Consider the following 23768-nt stretch of genomic DNA (forward strand, 5'->3'; position numbering starts at 1 on the left):
CGCATCCCTCGTTCACCACTTCCTGCCCTGCCCTGCCCTCGCACCCGGGAGCACCACCATGAGCCAGCCCATCGACTCCGTCACCGCCGGACACACGCCCGAGGACGACCCGACCGGGTCGGGCGCGTCCGGCTGGTCCTTCGAGACCCAGCAGATCCACGCCGGTGCCGTACCCGACCCGGCCACCGGGGCCCGGGCCACCCCGATCTACCAGACGACGTCGTTCGTGTTCCGGGACACCCAGCACGCCGCCGACCTGTTCTCGCTCGCCGAACCCGGCAACATCTACACCCGGATCCACAACCCCACCCAGGACGTCTTCGAGCAGCGGATCGCCGCGCTGGAGGGCGGAGTCGCGGCCGTGGCGCTCTCCTCGGGCCAGGCGGCGGAGACACTGGCGATCCTCACCCTGGCGGGTGCGGGCGACCACATCGTCTCCAGCACCTCCCTGTACGGCGGCACCTACAACCTGTTCCGGCACACCCTGCCCAAGCTGGGCATCGAGGTGTCCTTCGTGGACGACCCCGACGACGCCGACGCCTGGCGGAGCGCCGTCCGCCCCCACACGAAGGCGCTGTTCGCCGAAACGCTCGGCAACCCGCGCGGCAACGTGCTGGACGTGCGGGCGGTCGCGGACGTGGCGCACGGGGCGGGCGTGCCGCTGATCGTGGACAACACCGTGCCCACCCCGTATCTCCTGCGGCCCATCGAGCACGGGGCGGACATCGTCGTCCACTCGGCGACCAAATTCCTCGGCGGGCACGGAACCGCCATCGCGGGCGTGGTGGTCGACGGCGGCACCTTCGACTTCGGTGCGCACCCCGAGCGGTTCCCGGACTTCACCGAGCCCGACCCCAGCTACCACGGCCTGCAGTACTGGCCCGCCCTCGGTCCGGGCGCCTTCGCCGTGAAGCTGCGCGTGCAGCTGCTGCGCGACCTCGGCCCCGCGCTCTCCCCGCACTCCGCCTTCCTGCTGCTGCAGGGCGTGGAGACGCTCAGCCTGCGCATCGAGCGCCACTCGGCCAACGCCCAGGCCCTGGCCGAGTGGCTGGAGCAGCGGGACGAGGTAGCGGCCGTGCACTACCCGGGCCTGCCGTCCAACCGCTGGTACGAGGCCGGGCAGCGCTATCTGCCGCGCGGTGCCGGGGCGGTGCTGTCCTTCGAGCTGCGTGACGGTGTCGAGGCGGGCAAGCGGTTCGTCGACGCGGTGGAACTCTTCAGCCACCTCGCCAACATCGGTGACGTGCGCAGCCTGATCATCCATCCGGCGTCGACCACGCACAGCCAGCTCGACGAAAGGCAGTTGGCGGCCACCGGTGCCTCGCCGGGGCTGGTGCGCCTGTCGGTCGGCATCGAGAACCTCGCCGATCTGAAGGCGGATCTGGAGGCGGGCTTCCGCGCGGCGAAGGCCGCGTCCTGAGCACCGTGCTGACGCCGTCCGCGGTCCCCCTCCCGCCGGCCTCCGGGGCCTGGCGGGAGGGGGACCCGCCGGGGCGCCGGCGGTGGTACCGGCACGGCGGGCCGCTGCCGCTGGAGGCGGGGGGTGAACTGCCGCAGGTGCGGCTCGCGTTCGAGACCTGGGGGCGGCTCGCGCCGGACCGGTCCAATGCGGTGCTCGTGCTGCACGCGTTGACCGGTGACAGCCACGTCACCGGCCCGGCCGGGCCCGGCCATCCCACCGCCGGCTGGTGGGACGGGCTGGTCGGTCCCGGGCGCGCGCTGGACACCGACCGCTGGTTCGTCGTGGCGCCGAACGTGCTCGGGGGCTGCCAGGGCAGTACCGGGCCGTCGTCCGTGTCGCCGGACGGGCGCCGCTGGGGCAGCGCCTTCCCGTTCCTGACCCAGCGGGACCAGGTGGCGGCCGAGGCCGGTCTCGCGGACGCGCTGGGCATCGACCGGTGGGCGCTCGTGATCGGCGGGTCGATGGGCGGGATGCGTGCGCTGGAGTGGGCCGTGGAGCACCCGGAACGGACCGGGGCGCTGCTGCTGCTCGCCACCGCGGCGGCCGCGAGCGCGGAGCAGATCGCCTGGGCGAACATCCAGCTCCACGCCGTCCGCAGCGACCCGCACTGGCACGGCGGCGACTACCACGACGCGGCCGACGGGCTCGGTCCGCACGCCGGGCTGGGTCTCGCCCGGCGTCTGGCCCACGTCACCTACCGCAGCGAGCCGGAGCTCCAGGCCCGCTTCGGCCGCGCGCCGCAGGGCGCGGAGGACCCCTGGCGCGGTGGCCGCTATCAGGTCGAGTCCTACCTCGACCACCACGCGGACAAGCTCGTGCGCCGCTTCGACGCGGGCAGTTACGTCACACTCGCGCAGGCGATGAACAGTCACGACGTCGGCCGCGGCCGGGGTGGTGTGCGGGCCGCCCTGAGCCGGGTCAGGGCTCCCGCCCTGGTCGCCGGGGTGGACTCCGACCGGCTCTATCCGCTCTCCCAGCAGGCGGAGTTGGCTGCCGGGCTGCGCGGTGCGGATCGCCTGCGGGTCGTCGAGTCGCCGTACGGGCACGACGGGTTCCTCATCGAGGTGGAGCAGGTCGCCGCGCTCGTGGCCGAGTTGGTGAGCTGACGAGGCCGGGTGCTCCTGGGCGGCCCCGCGCCGGAGGCCGCCCCACCCGTACGTCACCGCGTCCCGAGTCCGCCGGCGTCACCCCGCCTCGGGCGTCCGCCGCCGCGTGAAGGCGGCCCAGTCGACGATCTGCACCGCCGAACCCGCGGCCTCCTGGCCCCGGCAGTGGGCGTGGTGCCTGCGCGCCGTGCCGTCGAGGTCGAGGTGCGGGCCGAAGGCCGGACGAGCCGCGAGGCGGCGCGCGTAGGCCCACAGGAACGGGTGGTCGGTGATGCGCTGCACCGCGGCGACGTCCAGATGGTGCCGGTGCACGGTGTCCAGTTGCACCAGCGTCACCCACATCTGTACGTCGGCGAGGGTGAGTTCGGCTCCGAGCAGGTGGTCGCGGGCGGCCAGCCGGGCCTCCAGTGCGTCGAGGGCGCCCAGGAGCGTGGCCAGCGCCGCGTCCCGTTCCGCCGCGACGGCTCCGGCGCGACCTGCGCGCTGGGCGGCCTCGGTGATGCCCTGCTCGCAGAGCCGGGCCACGGCCTCGATCTCCTCCTCCGCTCCGGGCGGGACGAGGTCGGGTCCGTCGCCGCCGAACCGCCGGGCCATGTCGCGCAGGATGCCGGGCGTGTGCGTGCTGACGATCGTCCCGGTCCAGCTGTCGCTGAGCACCGGCGCGACGGCCGGTCCGGGGTGCTGGTGCGAACTGGCCTCGTACAGCGGGCGCAGGGCCGTGTGACCGCCGTCCGGGCTGTCGGGTACGGCCGGCAGCAGGGTCACCGGCAGGGCGTTGTCGAGATCGAGGAGGCTGTGGGTGACGGCGATCTGCAGACAGTGCGGACAGGACGGCGACAGGTGGAGCCGGTAGCGGTGCGGAGCGGCGTAGTAGCCGCTGCGCGCGTCGCAGCCGATCCGGCTTCGGAAGGACGGCTCGGCGGTCGGGGATGGTGCGGACATGCGTCTCCCTGGGGTGCTCGTTCACAGGCGTACAGGCACGGAAGGCGGCGGCGCGCGGCGGCGTCGGCACGGCCGGACCGTTTCTCGAAACCGGGGGGTCAGGCGGGGGCGGGACCGCCGCCGTCAGGGGGACCGGCCGCACTGCACACCCGCAGGAGATCGACGTGGCGGCGGGACGTCAGCCGGGGGGAGTGCCGGAGGGCGAGGCGGGCGGCGTCGCCGCCGAGTGCCCGGCCGGCACGGTCCATGATTTTCCTATCTTTTCACTAGGGTTCCCGTCATGGAGTCTCGGTCCGTGGCGGGCCCTCGTCAAGAGGGCCGTGCGGCCGGGAGTTCGCCGTCTCACCCCCTGGAACGGCACCCGGCCGTCACGCGCTCCGGGTACCGGTGAACGGCACCTGCGCGGGGGGCGCTGTCCGCGCTCCGACGGGGTGTCGCCACAGTCCTTGCGCCTCGAGCCGGGGCAGGACGCCTTCGCCGAACCAGTACGCCTCCTCCAGGTGCGGGTAGCCGGAGAGGACGAATTCCTCGATGCCCGAAGCCGCGTACTCCCTGATGCGGTCGGCGACCTCGTCGTGGCTGCCGACCAGGGCGGTGCCCGCGCCGCCGCGCACCAGGCCGATCCCGGCCCACAGGTTGGGGTGGATCTCCAGCCGGTCCCGGTTGCCCCCGCCGTGCAGGGCGAGCATCCGCCGCTGCCCTTCCGACTCGCTGCGGGCGAGCCCCGCCTGGACCGATGCGACGGTCTGCGGGTCGAAGCCGGCCAGGAGCCGCTCCGCCTCGGCCCACGCCTGCCCCGAGGTGTCGCGGGTGATGACGTGCAGCCGTATGCCGAAGCGGAGGCTGCGGCCTTCCGCGGCCGCGAGCGCCCGGATCCAGGCGATCTTCTCGGCGACCTGGGCGGGTGGTTCACCCCAGGTGAGGTAGACGTCTGCGTGCCGGGCGGCGATCTCACCGGCGATCGGTGACGAGCCGCCGAAGTAGACCTCGGGCACCGGATCGGGCACCCGGGCGAGGCGGGCGTCCTCGACCTGGAGGTGTTCGCCGTGCAGGTCGACGGCCTTGCCCGCCCACAACTGGCGCACGACGTGCAGGAATTCGCCGGTGCGGCGGTAGCGGGAGTCCTTGTCGAGGAAGTCGCCGTAGGCGCGCTGCTCGTGGCTCTCGCCGCCGGTGACGACGTTGAGCAGGAGGCGGCCTCCGGTCTGCCGCTGGAAGGTGGAGGCCATCTGAGCGGCGAGCGTCGGTGAGACGAAGCCGGGCCGGAAGGCCACGAGGAACTTCAGCCGCTCGGTGTGCCGGCTCACCATGGCGGTGGTCAGCCACGCGTCCTCGCACCAGGCGCCGGTCGGGGTGAGGGCACCGACGAACCCGAGGTCCTCGGCGGCGCCGGCGATCCGGCTCAGGTAGGCGACCGTGGGCGGCCGGTCGCGGCCGGACTCGGTGGCCGGGGTGCCGTGGCCGCCGCCGACGACATGGCGGCTGTCGCCGTTGGTGGGCAGGAACCAGTGGAAGGTGAGGGACACGCGGGTCTCCGATCCGGGGTACCGATACGTCGTCAGAGCAGGCCGTGCCGCGGCGGTCTGGTGCCGTTCAGCACATGACGGCCGATGTGCTGGACCTTCCAGCGGGCCGGGTCGTGCAGGGTGTGGGTGCGGGCGTCGCGCCAGTGGCGGTGCAGGCCGAGGGAGTCGAGAGCGGACCGGGTCCCGGCGACCTCGAAGAGAGCACTGGCGATCTCCACCGCCGCCTCGGCCGCCGTCACCCTGGCCGTGGCCACGGCGATGGATGCCTCGGCGGCGGAGTCGTCGCTCAGGTCGGCACGGGCCGCGTCGACGACGCGGGCGGCTTCGCGCAGCAGCGCCGCGGCGGCCCGTTCCCGGACCGCCAGTTCGCCGAACCGCTGGATCAGCAGCGGGTCCTGGGCCGCGGTGGTGTGTCCCTCCTCGACGCTCTCGAACCAGGGGCGGCTCTTGGTGCGGACGAACTCGACCGCCTCGGTCAGGGCGCCGGAGGCGATCCCGGCGTCGATGGCGGCGTGCAGCATCTGTGCGACCGCGCCGTGCAGTTGAGGGCCGCGGAAGGTGAGGTGGTGCGGGACGACCCGGCCGGGCGGGACGGGCACCGCCGCCAGACGGACGGTTCCGCTGGCGGTGGTGCGCTGCCCCATGCCGTCCCAGTCGTCGACCACGGTGAGCCCGGGAGCACCGCGCGGTACGAACGCCACGTGCAGGGTGTCGTCCCCCGCCCGGGCGAGGACGGGGATCCAGTGGGCGAACAGAGCGCCCGTGGAGTACTGCTTGACACCGTCGAGGACGTAGGAGCCGTCCGGGCGCGGCACGAGGCGGGTGCGGATGTCCTGCACGTGCGCGGTCCCGGCCTCGGACTGGGCGTTGCCGAACCGCCTGCCGGCCAGCACCTCGCCGAAGAAGAACTCCCGCTGTTCGTGGGTCCCCTGCCGGCGCAGCACGTTGACGTAGACGAAGTGGCTCTGCGGGATCTGGGCGAGGCTGGCGTCGGCGGCGGCCAGCAGCCGGAAGACCTCGGCGAGTGTGCCCGCGCCGACGTCCGCGCCGCCGAACCGGGCCGGTACGGACACGCCGAGCAGTCCGGAGGCGGAGAGCCGCTCCACCTCGGCGTGCGGGAGCCGGCGGCGGGCGTCCCGTTCGGCGGCGCCCTTGCGGAACTCCTCGGCGAGTGACGCGGCGACGGTGAGGGCCTCGGCGTCGTCGGCGATCACATGGGCGGGACTCATCCGGTGGCCGCCAGCACGGCCGTACGGCCGCCCAGGGCGGCGGAGAACTGGTCGGTGACCTGGGCCAGGGCCTCGGCGGAGCCGGGCGCGACGGTCAGGGTGCCGTCGTCGCCGGTGGTGATGTCCTTGTCGAGGGTGAACCAGCCGGGGACGATGTGTGCCGCGCCCATGGAGCTGAGGACCGGACGCAGGGCGTAGTCGATGGCCAGGACGTGTGCGGTGGAGCCGCCGGTGGCCAGGGGCAGGATCGTCTTGCCGGCCAGGGCGAACTGCGGGAGCAGGTCCAGCAGGGACTTCAGCAGCCCGGAGTAGGCGGCCTTGTAGACGGGGGTGCCGACCACGAGCCCGTCCGCCTGCTCGACCAGGGCCGTGGCCCGGACGATCGCGGGGTGCCGGAAGTCCGCGCCGAGCAGGGCCTCGGCCGGGACGGCGCGGACGTCGAAGGGGACCACCTGGTGGCCCTGCGCGATGAGCCGCTGGTCGAGGTGGCGCAGCAGGCGCGCGGTGCGGGACGTGGCGGAGGGACTGCCGGAGACGGAGAGGATCGTGGCCATGAGACGGGATTCCTTTCAGGAGTACCAGGTGGGTTGCGGCAGTTCGCCGGTGAGGACGTGGCGGCCGACCTCACGGCGCTTGTAGGCGACGGGGTCGTGCAGGGTGTGGGTGCGGACGTTGCGCCAGAAGCGGTCGAGCCCCTCGGCGGAGGCGGTGGCGCGTGCTCCGGTCACCTCGAAGATGCGGTTGGTGATCTCCAGGGCGACGTCGGTGGCGCGGGCCTTGACGGCGGCCACCCGCACCTCGAACTCGCCGCGGGCCTGCTCGGTGACCGCGTCGGGGTCGTCGTGCAGTTTCTGGCCCTCGGCGGCCACCGCGTCGGCCAGTGCCTCGACGGCCCACAGCTTGGCGGTGAGGTCGCCGTAGGTGTCGATGACGTACGGCTCGTCGACGGCGCGGTCGTGGCCGCCGTGCAACCAGGGGCGGGACTTGGTGCGGGTGTAGGTGGCCGCGGTCTCCAGGGCGCCGGCCGCGATGCCGAGGTAGAAGCTGACGAAGACCAGCTGGATCGTCGGCACGTTGAGCGTGTTGTACACGCGGGGGCGGAATCGCTTGTCCACGTATCCGGCGGCGGACGACCAGGGGACGCGGACGGCGTCGAGGGTGACGCCGCCGCTCTCGGTGAGGCGCTGGCCGATGTTGTCCCAGTCGTCGTGGAAGGTCAGGCCCTCGCTGCCGGACGGGACGATGGCGAAGACGTGGTCGTCGGTGCCTTCCAGGACGCCTTCCAGCACGGTCACGTCGGAGACCTTGCTGCCGGTGGAGAACGTCTTGCGGCCGGTGAAGGTGAGGGTGTCGCCCTCGTCGCGCACGACCACGTCGGCGTCGCGGGGGTTGACGGCGCCGCCGAAGAACCAGCGGCCCCGGGCGGCTTCGGCCTCCACGTGCTCCCACTGTTCACGGGTGCCGACCAGGCGGGCGGCCCGGTTCCACAGGTAGTGGTAGCCGAGCAGCTGGCCGATGGAGCCGTCGGCCTTGGCGACCTCGCGGACGACGCGGTAGGCGGTCGGCCAGTCCTGGCCTCCTCCGCCGTGCTCGACGGGTCCGAGCAGGGTGACCAGGCCGGAGTCCTTCAGCAGGCGGACCTCCGCGTGGGGCGTGGCGGCGGCCTTGTCCCGGGCGGCGGCGTCGGTGGCGAGGACGGCGGCGACCTCGGTGGCGCGGGTGATCCAGCCTTCGGCGTTCTCGGGGAGGGGGGCGCTCTGCCAGTCGGCGCGGGCGACGGTGCTCATGGGACGTCTTCCTTTCACTGAGGGACGTGCGGGGGTGACGTGTGCTGAGGAACGCGCGCGGGGACACGTTCGGGGGGGACGGTCAGGCGTGCACGGCGGCGGAGGGCGCGGACTCGGGCTGCAGCGCCTCCAGTTCGCGCACCAGGGGCAGCACCCGCTTGCCGAAGTACTCGACTTCCTCGAGGTAGTGCAGGAAGCCGAGGAGGAACAGGTCGACGCCGAGCCGCTTGTAGGCCACGATCCGTTCGGCGATCTGCTCGGGTGTGCCGATGAGGCCGGTGCGGAAGCCGTCGTTGTACTGGACGAGGTCCTCGAAGGTGGAGTCCTGCCACATGCCCTTGCCGTCGGCGGTGGACTGCCCGGCCTGGCGGACGGCGTCACGGAAGCCGTGGACGGCCGGTGTGTCGGCCTTGGCGACGATCTCGCGGAGCGTCTCGCGTGCCTCGGCCTCGGTGTCGCGGGCGATGAGGAAGCCGTTGAGACCGAACCCGGGTGGCGTGCGGCCTGCTCGCGCGGCGGAGGTGCGGACGTCGGTGAACTGCTCGGTGACGCCGTGGAAGTCCGTGCCGTTGCTGAAGTACCAGTCGGAGACGCGGCCGGCCATGGCGCGGGCCGCGGTGGAGTTGCCGCCCTGGAAGATCTCGGGATGCGGGCGCCCGGGGCTGCTCAGCGGCTTGGGCTTGAGGGAGAAGTCGCGCAATCGGTAGAAGTCACCGGCCAGTTCGGCATGGTCCTCGGTCCAGATGCTGCGCAGGGCGGTGATGAACTCCTCGGCCCGGCGGTAACGCTCGTCGTGTTCCAGCCAGGGCTCACCGAGGGCCGTGAACTCCCCCTTGAACCAGCCGCTGACGACGTTGACGGCGAAGCGGCCGCCCGACAGGTGGTCCGCGGTCGCCCCGAGTTTGGCGAGGACGCCCGGGTGCCACAGCCCCGGGTGGACGGCGGCGATGACCTTGAGGCGCTGTGTGGCGAGCAGCAGGGCGAGGCTGAAGCTCGTCGACTCGTGCTGGTACTCGGCGCCGTAGCCGGCCATGTAGCGGACCTGGCTGAGGGCGTAGTCGAAGCCATTGTTCTCGGCGAGCACGGCCAGTTCGCGGTTGTAGTCGTAGCCCCAGTCGGTGCGCTGCTCGATGGTGCTGGTGACGAGGCCGCCGCTGACGTTCGGCACCCAGTAGGCGAAGCGGACGGGGTCGGTCCGGGGAAATGCGGGCATGGGAAACTCCTGGCCGGCGAATGCGGGAGAAAGCGTGACGGAGCACCTTCCGGGAATTCGGCTGCGTTTTTGTGCGTCCCTGGGAATCCGTCGTCACGCAGGGATGCGGCCGGGACGGCGATTCACGGAAGGGGGAGGTGGGGAGAGCGGGGCGGGAGGGTTTCCCTGGGTGCGCTCAGGCCCGGTGGCGACAGCGGGAGCTGCAGACACGCGCGAGATCGACATGGCGTCGCCGCGTGAGGTCCTGTCGCTTCATGCCTTCGATCAAAGCAGCGCGAGGTCCGGCCGGTCAAGAATGCCCGGCTCGATTTCACATGCCGGCCTTCGGTATTCACGAGGTTGTGACAGGGATTCCCTTGAACCCGGATCTGCTCGATCGGCAGTCTCGTTTCCGTGCGCATCGAACAGCTCGAATACATCGCCGCGGTGACCCGGCTGGGGTCGCTGCGGCGAGCCGCCGAGGAACTGCACCTGTCCCAGCCGGCGCTCAGCGAGACCGTGCGCAATCTGGAGCGGGAACTCGGTGTGGACCTGCTGGAGCGCAAGCGGTCCGGGGCGAAGATCAGCGACGAGGGGCGGGAGCTGCTGCCGCACATCATGACGGTGCTGGACGCGGTCGACCGCCTGCGGGACGCCGCCGGTGACCAGCACCGCGTCAGCCGGATGGTCCGGCTCGGCACGGTGAACACGGCAACCGTGCCGCTGGTCATCCCGACGGTGCGGGAGTTCCGGGCCGCGCACCCGGTCACCCAGGTGGAGCTGGTGGGTGCGCAGCAGTCCGGGATCCACCGGGGGCTGCTGGAGGGGTCCTTCGACCTCGGGCTGGTGAACTACCTGCGTGGCGACGACCTGCCGCCCGGCTTCGAGACCACCGAGCTGCTGTGCGGGAGGCCCGTGGTGTGCGTACGTCCCGACAGTCCGCTCGCGGCCCTGGACGCGGTGGACGCGGACAGTCTGCTGGCGGAGCCGTTGATCGTCATGCGGTCCGGCTACGTCATGCACCGCTTCCTGCACCGCCTGCTCCGGGGAAGGGCACCGGTCTTCTCGTACTCCACCGACGGCGCGGAGATGGGCAAGCTCATGGTCGCCGAAGGGCTGGGGGCCACGGTGCTGCCGGAGTTCAGTGTCGTGGGTGACCCGCTGGAGCGGCGCGGCGCGATCACCGTGCGGCCGCTCGCGGGTGACGGGACGGAGGTGCTGCTGGTACTGCAGCGCCGGCACTCCGGTTCCCCCGCCCGCGCCGTCCGCGACCTGCACGAGCTGTTCGTGCGCAACGCGGCCGCGTACCGGGCCGCACCGGCGTGAGGCGCCCCGGACGTGAGGTCTCGCGGCCGCGGCCATCCGGCGCGAGGCATTCCCCACGTTTCCTATCGAGTTACTAGGAAACCCTTGACGGTGTCCGTGGAGGATGCACAGGATGTTGCACATGTCCCGTACACAGCAGCGACTCGTTCGCCGTCGGCATGTCGACTTCGGTCACGTCGTCAGCGCCGCCTGCTGTCGCGCCTGAGGCACCCGGCTCACCCGCCCACCGTGCCGATCGGCTCAGCTCGCCTCCTTTCCCCGCGGCCGGACGCGCCCGTACCCGGAGCACGACGGCCCGCACACCCCTGAGGGACATCACCATGACCACGGCACTCCCGGCCCAGGCCACCCCCCTGACCGCCCCGCCCGTCGACACCCGCCGCCTCCACCTGGTGGGCGACCCGGGACGCGACGACACCGGCGGCCCCGCCGCCCCGCGCCTCGTCGGTTACCTCGTCGTGGCGCCCGAAGGCACGGACCTGCGGGAGCTGTTCGCCGGGGAAGGCCCGCGACCCGAGGTCCGGACCGTCGCGGCGACCGTCCCGGCCGCCGCCCCGCCCACCGGCGAGGGCGCCGTCCACATCGACCCGGCCCGCCAGGCCGCCGAGGTGGACGGGCGGCAACTCGACCTCACCTATCTGGAGTTCGCCCTCCTGGCGCACCTCGTCCGGCGTCCCCACCACGTCCACACGCGCGAACAACTGGTCAACGCCGTCTGGGGTTACGAGCACGTGGGCGACGGACGCACCGTGGACGTCCACATCGCGCGGCTGCGCCGCAAGCTCGGCACGGCCCACCGGCACACGATCGTCACGGTGCGGCGCGTGGGCTACAAGTACGTGCCCGACCAGGAGCAGAGCCCCGGCACCACACCTTGCCACCGACCTTGAGGAGAGCCCGCCATGGGCGTTGCCATCGCACCGGCCGACCCCGTCCCGGCGGCCGAGCGGACGGGGCCCGGCCGAACGCACTGGCTGCGCGTGGCCCGGGAGGCGGCGGACGACCTGGCCACGGACGCCGTGGCCAGGGAACAGGCGGGCAAGCACCCGTTCGACGAGGTGTCCAGGCTCCGCGAGGCCGGACTGCTGACACTCCTCGCGCCGGTGGAGTTCGGGGGCGGTGGCGCGGACTGGGCGACGGCCTGCGCGGTCCTGCGGGAGATCGCCGCCGCCGACGGAGCGATAGGCCAACTGCTCGGCTGTCACTACTCCTTGTCGTGGAGCACCCGCTTCTTCTCCCCCCCGGACGTCGCCGCACGCGTCGAACTGCGGTCCACGGCCGAGCAGTGGTTCTGGGGCGGCGGCCTGGCCCGCCAGGAGGCCCCGCCGGTCCTCACCGGGAAATCCGGCCGCCGGGTGCTCGACGGCCGGCAGAGCTACGTCACCGGCGTCCTGGTCGCCGACCGCCTCGCCGTCCGGGCCGTCCGGGCCGGCACCGGCGAACCGCTGGCCGTCCTGGTCGACCCCGCCGGTGCGGGCGTGCGGGTGGAAGGTGGCACCGGCGGCTTCGGCCAGCGGCTCGCGGCCGGCGGGACCGTGGAGTTCGACGCCGTGGCGGTCACCGAGGACGACGTACTCGGCTCGCTGTCCGCGGACGAGGAGACCCTGTCCCCCTCGGCCGCCCTGGCCTCACCGGTCGGGCGCCTGGTCTCGGTCCAGCTCCTGCTCGGGATCGCCGAGGGCGTCCTGGCGGAGGTGCGCGAGTACAGCAGGACGGGCCACACGGCGTGGCCCCGGACCTCCCAGGCCCCCACCGATCCTCACGTGCTCAGCGCGTACGGGGAACTCACCGTCCTCACCCGCTCCGCCTCGGCACTCGCCGACCAGGCCATGGACGCCGCGCGGGAGGGACTGTCGGCCGGGGACGACCTCGGCTTCGACCAGTACGCCGAGATCACCGTGCTCGTCGCCATGGCCGAGGCCGCCGCATCCCGGGCGGCACACGAGTCCACCGCACGTGCCCTCGACGCACTCGGCCCCCGCGCCGCCTCCGCACGGCTGGGCCTGGACCGTTTCTGGCGCAACGCCCGTACGCACACCCTGCAGGAACCGGCCGCCCACCGCTTCCGCGAGGTCGGGGACTACTACCTGAACGGCACCCACCCGGCTTTCGTCCTCCCGGCGTGACGGGGAGGCGCCGGTGCGGCCGGGCAACCCGGCTGCACCCCGGGACAATCCACACATTCCGGCGCACCATCTCATGATTCGAGAGGCGCGCGACCGCCATTCGGACACCCTCTTGGGGTGCGGGCCGTCTTCTGCCACGATCCCTAGCAGCCAGGTAGGAAAACTAGGGAACTGCGAGGTGGGGCCGTGCGTCTGCTCGACTTCACCACCCTCGCGCTCCTCCGCCTGACCTCACGTCGCCACATCGACTTCGCCCGCACGTCGAGCGCCATGTGTCGGCCCGCCTGAGACGTCGCCGGACGCGACACCCTTCGGCCGACGACTCCCGCGCATCCCGCCGGCCCCCCGGGTCGCCGCGGGACTTGTGCCGGGGTCTCGCGCCGCCCCTCCCCCACGTTCCGCTCGACGGGTCCGGAACGGCTGTCCCGTACCGAGAGCCGGCGAGCGACCTCCTGCCGCATGCCCCGGGCCCGCCCCACGCCGTCGCCCGCCTTCCCGATCCCTCATCTGCCGAGAGGACACCTCAGTGTCTGCCGCAAGACCGTTCACCAGCCTGCGCGCCCTCGCCGCCCTCGCGGCGCTTCCCCTCCTGCTGACCGCCTGCGGCTACGGCTCCGAGGCCACCGACGACGGCAAGAAGAGCGAGGTCGCGGCGGGTGCAAAGAAGCTCTCCGCCGACCAGGTGAAGATCGGCTACTTCCCCAACCTCACGCACGCCACGGCCCTCGTGGGCGTCCAGGAGGGACTGATCCAGAAGGAGCTCGGCGGCACCACCATCAAGGCGTCGACCTTCAACGCCGGGCCGTCCGAGATCGAGGCCCTGAACGCGGGTGCCATCGACATCGGCTGGATCGGCCCCTCCCCGGCGATCAACGGCTACACCAAGTCGAACGGCAAGAACCTGCGCATCATCGGCGGTTCGGCCTCCGGGGGCGTGAAGCTGGTCGTCAACCCGAAGAAGATCACGTCCCTGAAGGACGTCAAGGGCAAGAAGATCGCCACGCCGCAGCACGGGAACACCCAGGACGTCGCGTTCCTCAACTGGATCGCGGAGCAGGGGTGGAAGGTGGACTCCGAGAGCGGCGCGGGTGACGTCTCCGTGGTCCGCACCGACAACAAGATCACCCCGGACGCCTACAAGGCCGGTTCCATCGACGGCGCGTGGGTGCCGGAGCCGACCGCGTCCAAGCTGGTCGCCGACGGCGGCAGGGTCCTCCTCGACGAGTCGACGCTGTGGCCGGACAAGAAGTTCGTGATCACGAACATCATCGTGTCGCAGAAGTTCCTCAAGGATCACCCGGACGTCGTCGAGGCCGTGCTGCGCGGCTCGGTGCGGACCAACGAGTGGATCAACGCCAATCCCGACAAGGCCAAAGCGTCCGCCAACAAGGCCCTGAAGGAGCTGTCGGGCAAGGCGCTGCCGGCCGACGTCCTCGACCCGGCGTGGAAGTCCGTCACGTTCCTCGACGACCCGCTGGCCTCCACGCTCGACACCCAGGCGCAGCACGCGGTCACGGCGGGCCTGCTGGAGAAGCCCGACCTGAAGGGCATCTACGACCTGAAGCTGCTCAACAAGGTGCTCGAGGCGGACGGCAAGCCGTCGGTCGGCGACGCCGGCCTCGGCGCGAAGTAACCGCACCGGCGGGACACGGCCGGAGTTCTCCGCCCTCCGGGGCGCCGGGGACACGGGCCGTGGCATGTGCCCCTGCTCCGCCGGGAACGGGGGCGCTCGGGAATGCGGAGGCGCTGTGTGGGGTTGAGACCCATGTCTGACATGCCTGAGTCAATCGAAGGCTCGTGTGTCGGTGGAAAGGAGTCCTCATGGCACGCAGCAGCGCGCGGCCCGTCGTCAAGCTGAGGTCGACGGCCGGCACCGGTGTCACCTACGTGACCCGCAAGAACCGTCTCAACGACCCCGACCGGCTGGTCCTGCGCAAGTACGACCCGGTCGCCGGGGCCCACGTCCCGTTCCGCGAGGAGCGCTGACCGCCCGCCTCCCGCCGCCCGGCGGCGGGAGGCCCCCGAAAGGACAGCCATGAAGACCGCGATCCACCCCGTCTCCCGTCCGGTCGTCTTCCGTGACCGGGCAGCCGGGTTCGCCCTGCTGACCCGCTCCACCCTCGACTCGCGGCGCACGGTCGAGTGGGAGGACGGCAACACCTATCCGGTGGTCGACGTCGAGATCTCCTCGGCGAGCCACCCCTTCTACACCGGCACCTCGCGCGTCGTGGACACCGCAGGACGCGTGGAGCGCTTCGAGCGCCGCTACGGCGGCGCCGCCCGGCACTGACCGGGCGCCCGACACCCGAGGAGAGCGACATGAAGGTGCGCAAGTCGCTGCGCGCGCTCAAGGCCAAGCCCGGCGCCCAGGTGGTGCGCCGCCGAGGCGTGACGTACGTGATCAACAAGAAGGATCCGCGTTTCAAGGCCCGCCAGGGCTGACGGACCCTCCACCGCACACGGTGGCCGGCCCGGTCCCCGCCGTCCGTCGCGGGGGCCGGGCCGCGCCGTGGGGAGGCCCGGCCCGCTTCAGGCGCCTTCGGCAGGAGTGCCGAGCGGCTGGGCCCGGGCGATGAGCAGGGCCACGTCGTCGTGATCGGCGGGGCCCCGCAGCCCCTCCAGGAGCCGGTCGCAGGTCTCCTCCGCGGAGCCGTACGGCGGGGACAGCAGGTGCACCAGGTCCCCCAGGCGCCGGTCGATGGGATCGTCGCGGGTCTCCACGAGCCCGTCGGTGTACAGGACGAGCTGGTCGCCGGGGCCCATGTCGAAGGTCGTGGTCTCGAAGGGCACACCGCCCACCCCCAGCGGGGTGCCGGTGGGCAGGTCGAGCAGTTCGGGCGGCCGGCCGTCGCGCACCAGGACCGGCGGCAGGTGTCCCGCGCCGGCCACCTGCAGCTGCCGCAGGCGGGGGTCGTACACCGCGTACACGCACGTGGCGATGTAGGGGTCCAGGCCCTGGGTGATGCGGTCGAGGTGGCTGAGGATCCGGGAGGGTTCCAGGTCGAGTCCGGCGAGAGTGGAGGTGGCGGTGCGCAACCGGCCCATGGTCGCGGCGGCCGGGATGCCGCTGCCCATGACGTCGCCCACCGCGAGGGCGGTGCGGTCGCCGCTGAGCGGGATGATGTCGTACCAGTCGCCGCCGACCTCGCTGAAGGCCTGCGCGGGGCGGTAACGGGCGGCGATCTCCAGACCGGGGCGGCGGGGCGAGGGCTGCGGCAGCAGACTGCGCTGGAGCGTCTCCGCGGCGCTGCGGATGTGCTGGTGCAGGACGGCGTTGTCGATGCTCAGCGCGGCGGAGGAGGCCAGTTCACAGGCGAGGGTGAGGTCGTTCTCGTCGAAGGGCTCGGGGTTGCGCGCGCGGGCCAGGCCCATCACCCCGATGATCTGCCCCCGGGCGATGAGCGGGACCGCCATGTCGGTGTGGACACCGGCCCGGGCGAGCAGGTCGGCCGCGGCGTCGTCGGCGGCGACCCGGCCGAGCTCGCCGCTGTCCAGGTGCTTGATCAGCAAGGGCTGGCGGGTGCGCAGGCAGTGGGCCGCCGGGTGGTCGGCGTGGTACGCGGTGAGCCGGCCCGGCGCGATGATCGCCTCGAAGGCGTCGGTCGGGTAGGCGGTCTTCACCGCGAGGGCGCGGAACAGCGGCGGTTTCTCACCGATGTCCGGCCGGCCGGTCCGCAGCACGGAGTCCAGCACGTCCACCGCGATCATGTCGGCGAGATCGGGCACGAGCACGTCCGCCAGCTCCCGCGCGGTCCGCTCCACCTCCAGGGTGGTCCCGATGCGCGAGGACCCGTCGGCCATCAGCCGCAGGCGTTGCCGGGCCCGTTCGGCCTCCCTGGCCGCCTCGTACCGGTCGGTCACGTCGACCACGACGTTGGCGATGCCCAGGGCGTTGCCGCCGTGGTCCTGGAGGCGGTAGATCGACACGGCCCAGGCGTGGTCGTGGTCGGGGTCGGCCCGGGTACGGCCCACCACCTGCCGGTCCACCACGGGCACACCGGTCTCCAGCACCTCCAGCATCTGGTTCTCGGCGACCTCGAAGGGCGCACCGGGCAGGATCTCGCGGAACCTGCGGCCGGCGTGAGCGGCCTCGGAGACACCGTGCATCGACGCCAGGGCCGGGTTGACGGCCACGTACCGCAACTCGGTGTCCAGAACGGACAGCCCGATCGGCGCCTGGGTGACCAGCTGGCTGGACAGGGCCACCTTGCGCTCCACCTGCCGCAGCAGCGCCCGGTCGGTGGCCAGGCCCAGGGCGTAGTGGTCGCCGAGGTTGTCCGTCAGCCGCATGTTGCGGAACTCCACCATGAGGCTGCTGCCGTCCTTGCGCCGGACGGGGAAGGACCCCGCCCAGCCCCGGCCGGTGACCATCACCTCGGCGAACAGCCTGATGGCCACCTCGCGGTGTTCGGGGCTCAGCAGCAGGTGGGCCGCGTACTGTCCGACCGCTTCCTCACGGGTGTAGCCGAACAGATCCTCGGCCTGCGGGCTCCACATGTCGATCCGGCCGTCGGCCTCGGCGAGGACCGCGGCCACGCCCAGCAGGTCCAGCAGCCCGCTCGGGCCGGACGCGGGCCCCTCCGGATGCTCCGCAGGCTCCGCGTGCTGATCCGCTCGGCTCATCGCACTCGCCCCTTCCGCCTGCCGGCCTCACCACGCCTCAGTGGACGGGCCCACCGCTTCCCCGCTGTTCGGCGACTCGTTCACCTTGCGACACAGGGCTGAGGACGGCCAGGGGACGCGCCGGGGCGACGCCGAGCAGGGCTCGCTGCGGTGGCCCGGACGCCCGGCACGGGAACGACACGCTGCTCACCTCGCCGGGTCGGCCTTTCCCTCCACCCTTCCACACCCCGGCCGTCCGCGACGGACGCCGCCGGGCTCCGGGCGGACGCCGGGGCACCGTCCTCCACCCGACCACCGAAAGGCCTGTTCGTCGCCTATGGTCAATATGTGAACAGTCAGGAGGGCGAGGTTCGCGACGGCTCGTCGTTGGAGGAGACGCTCAGCGCGACGGTGCGCCGCACGGGTGCGTCCGCCGGGGGCGTGTACCTGCTGTCGCCGTCCGAGCCGGTGCTGGGGCTGTCGCTCGTCTGCGGCGTTCCGGTGATGGCCGTCGCGCCCTGGTGGCGGGTGGCCGTGTCGGCCGCGGGCCCGCTGTCCGAGGCGGTCCGCGACGACCGCCTGGTGTGGGTGGGGCGGCAGGAGGACCTGGCCCGGCTGTACCCGAACGCCGCGGCGGGGCTGCCGTACCAGTTCGCCCTGGCTTTCGCGCCGCTCGACGGCGTGCGCCGCTGGGGCGCCCTCGCCCTGGTGTGGCCGGCGAGTCATCCGCCGTCCCTGACCCGCCGCGAGCGCGGGCACATCCTGTCCAGCGCGCAGCGCGTCACCCAGGCACTGGAGGAGTCGCCCGCCCCGACGATCGTCCCCGACCAGCCCCGCGCGGTACCGCTGCACCCGCCGGTACCGGACACGGTCCAGGCCGGTGTGGCGGCCGCCGACCTGGTCCAGCGGCTGCCGATCGGCACCCTCGGACTCGATCTGGAGGGACGCGTCACCTACGTCAACGAGGCCGCCGCCCGGCTGCTGGGCCTGCGGCCCGAACGCCTCCTGGGCACCGTGCCCTGGCAGACCGTGCCCTGGCTCGACACCCCCGTCCACGAGGACCACTACCGCACGGCCGTCTTCAGCCGTGAGTCCGTCGCCTACACCGCGTTGCGGCCGCCCGGCACATGGCTCGACATCCGGCTCTACCCCGACGACAGCGGGATCAGCGCACTCCTGCAACCCCGTCGCGAGACGAGCCCCGAGGACACGGTGCCGTCTCCCCCGGCACCGGGACCGGCCGCGCCCGAGGGCGCCGGCACGGGCCGGATCCACCAGCTGATCCACCTGGCGGCGGCCCTCAGCCAGACCGTCACCGTGGCCGATGTGATCCATGTGGTGGGCGACCAGATCGTGCCGGCGTTCAACGCGCAGAGCATGGTCGTCTCCGCGGCGGACGCCGGCCGGCTGAAGATCACCGGACACCGGGGGTACGACCCCCGCACGATCGCCCGTCTCGACGGCCTGCCCCTGGACACCGACCTCACGCCCGCCGGCCGCATCCTGCAGAGCGGCGTCCCCGCCTTCTTCGCCGACCGAGGCGAGATGACCCGCGCACACCCCCGGGCGGCCCTGGTCAGCGGGAAGCACGCCTGGGCCTTCCTGCCCCTGGTCGTCTCCGACCGCCGCGTCGGCTGCTGCGTCCTGTCCTACGACCACCCGCGGACGTTCAGCGCCGGTGAACGGGCCGTGCTCGTCTCGCTGGGCGGGCTGGTCGCCCAGGCGATGGACCGGGCCCGCCTGTACGACGCCAAGCACGACCTCGCGCACGGGCTGCAGCAGACGCTCCTGCCGGTGGCACTGCCGTCCGTCCCCCGCCTCGGCGTCGCCGCCCGCTATCTCCCGGCCGCGCACGGCATGGACATCGGCGGCGACTTCTACGACCTGATCCGCCTCGGCGACACGTCCGCCGCCGCCGTCATCGGCGACGTGCAGGGGCACAGCATCAACGCCGCAGCCCTGATGGGCCAGGTGCGCACCGCCGTGCACGCCACTGCCGGTGCGCAGCCCGACGAGGTCCTCACGCGCACCAACCGCGTCCTGCTCGACCTGGAGACCGACCTGTTCGTCTCCTGCCTGTACCTGCACCTCGACCTCGCCGAACGACGCCTGTGCCTCGCCAGTGCCGGGCATCCTCCCCCGCTGCTGCGGACCTCGGGGCCGGAGCCCCGTACCAGGGTGATCGACGTGGAACCGGGGCCGCTGCTGGGCATCGACACGGGCATCGACGCCACCTACCCGGTCACGACCACGACCCTGCCGGCCGGTTCTCTCCTGGCCCTGTACACCGACGGTCTCGTGGAAGCCCCGGGCGCCGACATCACGGAATCCATCGCGACGGTGGCCGACTACCTCACCACGACCGGCGAACGTCCCCTCGACGAGCTGGCCGACGCCCTGATCCACCAAGCCCTGCCCGCGCACACGCACCTGGACGACATCGCCCTGCTCCTGCTGCGCCTGCGGTGAGCCGCGCGCCCCAGCGGCTGCCGTCAGCCCCCGATCGGGGACTCGGCGGTGCAACCACCCGAGGTCACCAGGCCCTTGGCGCTCTGCTCCTCGATCACTTCACCCTTGTACGTGATCGTGCAGGTCACCTCGGCGCCTTCGGGGTCCACGGCGACGGGCATCACGGCGGCGGGCATGATGCCGCGCAGGGTGACGGTCTTCTTCCAGGGAAGCTCCGGCTTCGACACCGACTCGATCTTCGGCTCCATGGCCTTGCCGCCGCCCCCGTGGAACTCGATCGAGTCGACGTTCTTCCCCGTCACCTCATAGGTGACCTGGTACGTCTCGTTCACGGCCTTGTCGACCTGATCCACCGCCTCCGAGCAGGCGGTCAGACCGACCGCGAGGCCCGCGACGGCGACGGAGCACACGGCGGTGCGGAACATGCGGTTCATGAGGATCCCCCCGGATCTTGGAACGGTGATCAGCAGCCAATCGCAAAGGGAGGGTAAAGTCAAACGATCCGCTGCCGACCTCACAGGGGTCGCACGCGTGACTAGAGGTCGAACTCCACGTGTTCGATGTCCGTGAGGCGGACCTCCTCCAATTGGCCTGCGCGGCGGCCGTTGTCCTGGAAGTAGATCTCCCTGAGGCCCTCGGCGGTGATCTCGCGCAGGCGTTGTTCGGGTGCGCCCTGCTCCCGGGCGTCGAACAGCCGGGCCGCGTACTGCGGGGGCAGCGCCACGGTCAAGTGGCGCAGCCGGTCCTCGTCGGTCGTGCCGATCGGCGCGGTGTAACCGATCCGGGCCCGGGTGTCGACGACGATGCCCCCCGTCGTCGCGGCCCTTCGCCGGGCCCGGGCCCGGACCTGCGGCTGCCACCGCCGGTTCACCTCGCGTTCCAGCCGCGCGGCGAGGTCCGGCCGCGGCTTCCTGATCTGGTTCCTCACGTACCGTTCGACCGTGCGCTGGGAGACGCGCAGCAACTGGGCCACCTGGCGGGTGCCCTTGAGTTGCCGGACGAGGTAACGCATCTGCGCGGGCGCAGTCTTGGGCGCCGGACGGGTGAACGCCTTGCGCACCGCGGCGTCCAGCCCGTCCCCGAACGTGCTCATCGGCCGCTACTCCCCGGTGTCGACGTCGGTGACGGCGCCGTCCTTGATGTACCGGGCGAGGTTGAGCTCCGGCGCACCGAACCGTTCGCGGACCTCCTCGCCCCACAGCACGGTCTGGGTGCCCTCGTGCTTCACCAGCCCGGGGTTGACGCCGAGTCGGAACCCTCCGGGCAGGGGTTTGCCGTCCCGGTAGGGCAGGAAGTCGAGCGGGCCCGTCCCCTCGGCCGCGTACACGACGCAGTCGGACAGGACCGCGACCGGGTACTGCCCGGTGAACGCCGCGTGCTTCACGATCTTCCGGTGGAGGTTGATCCGCGTCCGGGAGATGACCGCCGCGCGGATGTCCGGCCGCCAGGTGGGGCGGGAAAGGGCACGCCAGGGCCGGCCCGGCCGCCAGCCCTCTCCCCTGGGCCGCTCGCGGAGCTTGCCCAGGCCGCCCTTGACCGTCGCCTTGATCGCGTCGGCGACGATCGCCGCCTGCGGGTCGCGGCTGCGGTATCCGTCCATCGCGGCGAGGAAGTCGTCCGGCGCCATGTCGGCGTGCACGCCCAGGTCGGCCATCGTGGCGAGGTAGGCGTCGCGCAGCCGGTCGTACCAGGCGTCCAGGTAACGGCCGTTGTCGTGGCGGACGTACGCCTCGAGCGGCCGCACCTCGTAGCCGAGCTCCACGGCGTAGGCGACGGTGGGTGTGGCGTACCAGGCCGGGCCCTCGGGGCGTTCTCCCTTCGGGGTGAAGGGGCTGGGCAGCAGATCGGCGTGCAGGTCGGCCCATCCGTCCTTGCCGATCCGCACGCGGGACAGGTCGACGTGGGACAGGTCGACCAGCCACGAGCCCGGCAGCTTCGCGTCGAACTCCGGCGCCTTCACATGTGTCGGCCCGCCGAGGCCGACGACGAGGCCGTTGGCCCCGGCGGCGAAGGCCATGTTCACGTCGATGCCGACCAGATGCCGCAGCGCGCACTCGTCGTCGGTCATCGGCCGCGCCCAGTCGTACGCCTCCTCGAACAGCTTCTCGTCGGGGCCGCGGACGTGGAACCGGGGCAGGTCGGCCAGCAGCGGATGCCCGTCGGGGGCCTCGCACGGGGCGCAGTCCACCGGGTCCTTGCCCAGGCTGCCGGGGTTGTGCTCGGAGTGCCGCCTGCCGTGGGCGTCCGGCTCCGAGGCGCGCGTCGGCGGGTGCAGGGCGGTCATCAACTCCAGGCCGGTGACGGCCGTGGAGCCGCGCGGCGTCATCACCCGGGACGCGTACAGGCCGAGGACACGGGCGAGTTCGGCCGGGGGGAGCTGAGCCGCGTCCCCCCAGTGGCGTGGGTCGAGCGCGCGCCAGGACGGGATGCAGAGCTGGACGCAGGCGCGCTCCGCGCCGGTGGCGGGTCGGTAGATCCGCGCCCAGGGGCCGAACCCGCGCTTGGTGAGCTTCCAGTCGGCGCGCGCGAGTTGCCCGACGGCCTTGTGGTCCTCCCGGAGCCGTCCGGTCCGCCTCTCCTCGTCGGTCAGGGCGACGGGCAGTCCGTAGCGCTCCAGCGCGGCCTCCGTCAGCACGAGCAGCGGGTCACCGTCCTTGCCCGCGCCGACCAGCCTCGGCTGGCCGAGCCCCGCCTCCTCCAACGTCCAAGCGACCAGGGCGGGAACGGTCCTGGCGGGCACGTCGAGGACCAGGCCGCCGGTGCAGTACGCCAGGACGTGCCCGTCGGAGTCCACGTCGACCACGGCGAGAGGGCCGTTGGCGAAGCGGGGATCGGTGACGGGGGAGGTGGCGGCCGCGGGCGTCTTCCGTGTGTCAGGACCGGAGGTCCTCTTGGCGGTACGCCCGGTACGCCCTGCAGGCGCCGCCGCCGCGGGAGCGCCCGACGCGGAGGAGGCGGTGGCCGGGGCGACGGGTGCCGAGTCCGCGGCCGGGGCGGCAGGCGCCGATGGGGCCGAGGCCACGGTGCCGGGAGGTGCCGGCTGGGGCGATGCCACGGTGCCGGGAGGTGCCGGCTGGGGCGGGTACAGCTCCGCGAGCTGGTTCAGCAGCCGCGCGTACGCCTCGCGCTCCGGGCCGCGCGGTTCGGTCGGCTTCTTCACCGACTCCCAGCCGGAGACGGTCGCCCGGCGCACCTTCAGCGCGGCGGCCACCTGGTCCAGCGTCAGCCCGTGCGCCTGGCGCAGGCGCTTGCGCTCCGGCGCGGGCGGCAACGGGGAGCGGGACGCGACCAGCGCGTCGACGGCGTCGAACAGCTCCGACATGCAGCACCTCCACGGGCGATCCTAGACCCGTTTCCGTACCCACGGCGTACGCCTCGCGTACGCGTCCCGTACGACGGAGCCGGAAACGTCTGTCGCGGCAGGGCCGCTCGATGCGGTGACCGCGAGGGCGCTCATGTCTGCCGGGGCGGGTGCCGGGTAGTCGGTTCTTGCAGGACGCCCGTGTGGTCGGAAGAGAGGTGGTCGGGGCAGTGGCGGTGAAGGCTATGGGGTGGGCGCACTCGTTTCCCATGTCGGAGGGGGTGCGCGCCGGGCGGGAGTGGACCCGCGAGCGCCTCGAGGCCCTCCCCTGGGCCGCGGAGGAGCCGGACACGGTGGACTCGGTGGTGCTGGCCGTGTCGGAGCTGATCACCAACGCGCACATCCACGCGCACAGCGACGCGCACCTGGTGCTCACCTGGGACGGTGACTGCCTGCACGTGGGCGTCCACGACGAGGACCCCACGCTGCCGCGCCAGCGGGATCCCCAGCCGGGTGAGGTCTCCGGGCGCGGTGTGGCGATCGTGCAGAAGCTCGCCGACGAGTGGGGCATGAGGTGTCAGCGGCACGGCAAGACGGTGATGGCGTGCTTCCGTCCCGCGGACCCCGAGGGCGGCGACAGCGACGCCCGGGGGCACGGCGGCGGCAGCTGAGTCCCGCTCACCGGTGAGCCCGCCGCAGA

23 protein-coding genes are annotated in these 23768 nt (G+C 72.6%); 12 read left to right on the top strand and 11 right to left on the bottom strand.

Annotated elements, in window-relative coordinates:
• Positions 1-58: 58 nt before the first annotated feature.
• Both Q5694_RS13460 and metX read left to right on the top strand, forming a co-directional pair.
• On the top strand, positions 59-1420 hold the full coding sequence (locus Q5694_RS13460) for a bifunctional o-acetylhomoserine/o-acetylserine sulfhydrylase (protein ID WP_333933086.1): 1362 nt from the start codon (positions 59-61) through the stop codon (positions 1418-1420).
• Between the two features lie 5 nt (positions 1421-1425).
• Positions 1426-2568: a homoserine O-acetyltransferase MetX gene (gene metX, locus Q5694_RS13465; protein ID WP_333933087.1), complete on the top strand. Its 1143-nt coding sequence runs from the start codon at positions 1426-1428 to the stop codon at positions 2566-2568.
• A 78-nt stretch (positions 2569-2646) separates the two neighbouring features.
• Here the strand turns inward: metX and Q5694_RS13470 are convergent, their stop codons facing one another.
• The 7 genes from Q5694_RS13470 to sfnG form a co-directional block, all read right to left on the bottom strand.
• On the bottom strand, positions 2647-3510 hold the full coding sequence (locus Q5694_RS13470) for a glutathione S-transferase C-terminal domain-containing protein (RefSeq protein WP_333933088.1): 864 nt from the start codon (positions 3508-3510) through the stop codon (positions 2647-2649).
• A gap of 98 nt (positions 3511-3608) precedes the next feature.
• Positions 3609-3758: a hypothetical protein gene (locus tag Q5694_RS13475; protein ID WP_333933089.1), complete on the bottom strand. Its 150-nt coding sequence runs from the start codon at positions 3756-3758 to the stop codon at positions 3609-3611.
• A 120-nt stretch (positions 3759-3878) separates the two neighbouring features.
• Positions 3879-5036 carry an LLM class flavin-dependent oxidoreductase gene (locus Q5694_RS13480; protein WP_333933090.1) on the bottom strand — a complete coding sequence of 386 codons (1158 nt, stop codon included), beginning with the start codon at positions 5034-5036 and terminating at the stop codon, positions 3879-3881.
• A 32-nt stretch (positions 5037-5068) separates the two neighbouring features.
• Positions 5069-6265, bottom strand: a complete 1197-nt coding sequence (locus Q5694_RS13485; RefSeq protein ID WP_333933091.1) for an SfnB family sulfur acquisition oxidoreductase — start codon at positions 6263-6265, stop codon at positions 5069-5071.
• Positions 6262-6819 carry an NADPH-dependent FMN reductase gene (ssuE, locus tag Q5694_RS13490; RefSeq protein ID WP_333933092.1) on the bottom strand — a complete coding sequence of 186 codons (558 nt, stop codon included), beginning with the start codon at positions 6817-6819 and terminating at the stop codon, positions 6262-6264. Before ssuE ends, Q5694_RS13485 begins: the two co-directional genes overlap by 4 nt.
• A 15-nt stretch (positions 6820-6834) precedes the next feature.
• Positions 6835-8052, bottom strand: coding sequence for an acyl-CoA dehydrogenase family protein (locus Q5694_RS13495; RefSeq protein WP_333933093.1), 1218 nt, complete (start codon positions 8050-8052; stop codon positions 6835-6837).
• An 82-nt stretch (positions 8053-8134) separates the two neighbouring features.
• Positions 8135-9265, bottom strand: coding sequence for a dimethylsulfone monooxygenase SfnG (sfnG, locus tag Q5694_RS13500; protein WP_333933094.1), 1131 nt, complete (start codon positions 9263-9265; stop codon positions 8135-8137).
• Between the two features lie 393 nt (positions 9266-9658).
• On the opposite strand from sfnG, the gene Q5694_RS13505 reads away from it, so the two are divergent.
• From Q5694_RS13505 to ykgO, 8 genes are all read left to right on the top strand, one after another.
• Positions 9659-10570, top strand: coding sequence for a LysR family transcriptional regulator (locus tag Q5694_RS13505; protein ID WP_333933095.1), 912 nt, complete (start codon positions 9659-9661; stop codon positions 10568-10570).
• Positions 10571-10890: 320 nt separating this feature from the next.
• A complete protein-coding gene (locus Q5694_RS13510) occupies positions 10891-11460 on the top strand; it encodes a winged helix-turn-helix domain-containing protein (protein WP_333933096.1) in 570 nt (189 codons plus the stop codon).
• Positions 11461-11472: 12 nt separating this feature from the next.
• The gene (locus Q5694_RS13515; protein WP_333933097.1) at positions 11473-12696 is read left to right on the top strand and encodes an acyl-CoA dehydrogenase family protein; all 1224 of its coding nucleotides are present in this window, start codon (positions 11473-11475) and stop codon (positions 12694-12696) included.
• Positions 12697-12882: 186 nt separating this feature from the next.
• Positions 12883-12984 carry a putative leader peptide gene (locus Q5694_RS13520; protein WP_333933098.1) on the top strand — a complete coding sequence of 34 codons (102 nt, stop codon included), beginning with the start codon at positions 12883-12885 and terminating at the stop codon, positions 12982-12984.
• 238 nt (positions 12985-13222) lie between these two features.
• Complete coding sequence (locus tag Q5694_RS13525; protein WP_333933099.1) at positions 13223-14329, top strand: ABC transporter substrate-binding protein; 1107 nt, start codon at positions 13223-13225, stop codon at positions 14327-14329.
• Between the two features lie 188 nt (positions 14330-14517).
• Positions 14518-14682: a 50S ribosomal protein L33 gene (gene rpmG / locus Q5694_RS13530; protein ID WP_320781837.1), complete on the top strand. Its 165-nt coding sequence runs from the start codon at positions 14518-14520 to the stop codon at positions 14680-14682.
• Positions 14683-14731: 49 nt separating this feature from the next.
• Positions 14732-14986 carry a type B 50S ribosomal protein L31 gene (locus Q5694_RS13535; protein ID WP_333933100.1) on the top strand — a complete coding sequence of 85 codons (255 nt, stop codon included), beginning with the start codon at positions 14732-14734 and terminating at the stop codon, positions 14984-14986.
• A gap of 29 nt (positions 14987-15015) precedes the next feature.
• A complete protein-coding gene (gene ykgO / locus Q5694_RS13540) occupies positions 15016-15138 on the top strand; it encodes a type B 50S ribosomal protein L36 (protein ID WP_333933101.1) in 123 nt (40 codons plus the stop codon).
• Positions 15139-15225: 87 nt separating this feature from the next.
• On the opposite strand, the gene Q5694_RS13545 is transcribed toward ykgO, so the two are convergent.
• On the bottom strand, positions 15226-17319 hold the full coding sequence (locus Q5694_RS13545; protein WP_333933102.1) for a SpoIIE family protein phosphatase: 2094 nt from the start codon (positions 17317-17319) through the stop codon (positions 15226-15228).
• A 327-nt stretch (positions 17320-17646) separates the two neighbouring features.
• Here Q5694_RS13545 and Q5694_RS13550 point away from each other — a divergent pair, with 327 nt between their 5' ends.
• Positions 17647-19767, top strand: coding sequence for a SpoIIE family protein phosphatase (locus Q5694_RS13550; protein WP_333933103.1), 2121 nt, complete (start codon positions 17647-17649; stop codon positions 19765-19767).
• Between the two features lie 23 nt (positions 19768-19790).
• Here Q5694_RS13550 and Q5694_RS13555 read toward each other — a convergent pair whose 3' ends face one another.
• The 3 genes from Q5694_RS13555 to tap all read right to left on the bottom strand — a co-directional run bounded on the left by Q5694_RS13555 (position 19791) and on the right by tap (position 23089).
• Positions 19791-20201, bottom strand: a complete 411-nt coding sequence (locus Q5694_RS13555; RefSeq protein ID WP_333933104.1) for an MmpS family transport accessory protein — start codon at positions 20199-20201, stop codon at positions 19791-19793.
• Between the two features lie 101 nt (positions 20202-20302).
• Positions 20303-20860 carry a telomere-protecting terminal protein Tpg gene (gene tpg / locus Q5694_RS13560; RefSeq protein WP_333933105.1) on the bottom strand — a complete coding sequence of 186 codons (558 nt, stop codon included), beginning with the start codon at positions 20858-20860 and terminating at the stop codon, positions 20303-20305.
• A gap of 6 nt (positions 20861-20866) precedes the next feature.
• Positions 20867-23089, bottom strand: coding sequence for a telomere-associated protein Tap (gene tap, locus Q5694_RS13565; RefSeq protein ID WP_333933106.1), 2223 nt, complete (start codon positions 23087-23089; stop codon positions 20867-20869).
• Between the two features lie 209 nt (positions 23090-23298).
• Here tap and Q5694_RS13570 point away from each other — a divergent pair, with 209 nt between their 5' ends.
• Positions 23299-23739, top strand: coding sequence for an ATP-binding protein (locus tag Q5694_RS13570; protein ID WP_333933107.1), 441 nt, complete (start codon positions 23299-23301; stop codon positions 23737-23739).
• Positions 23740-23768: the final 29 nt, after the last annotated feature.

The sequence above is a fragment of the Streptomyces sp. AHA2 genome, from assembly GCF_036857595.1.
Taxonomy (GTDB): Bacteria; Actinomycetota; Actinomycetes; order Streptomycetales; family Streptomycetaceae; genus Streptomyces.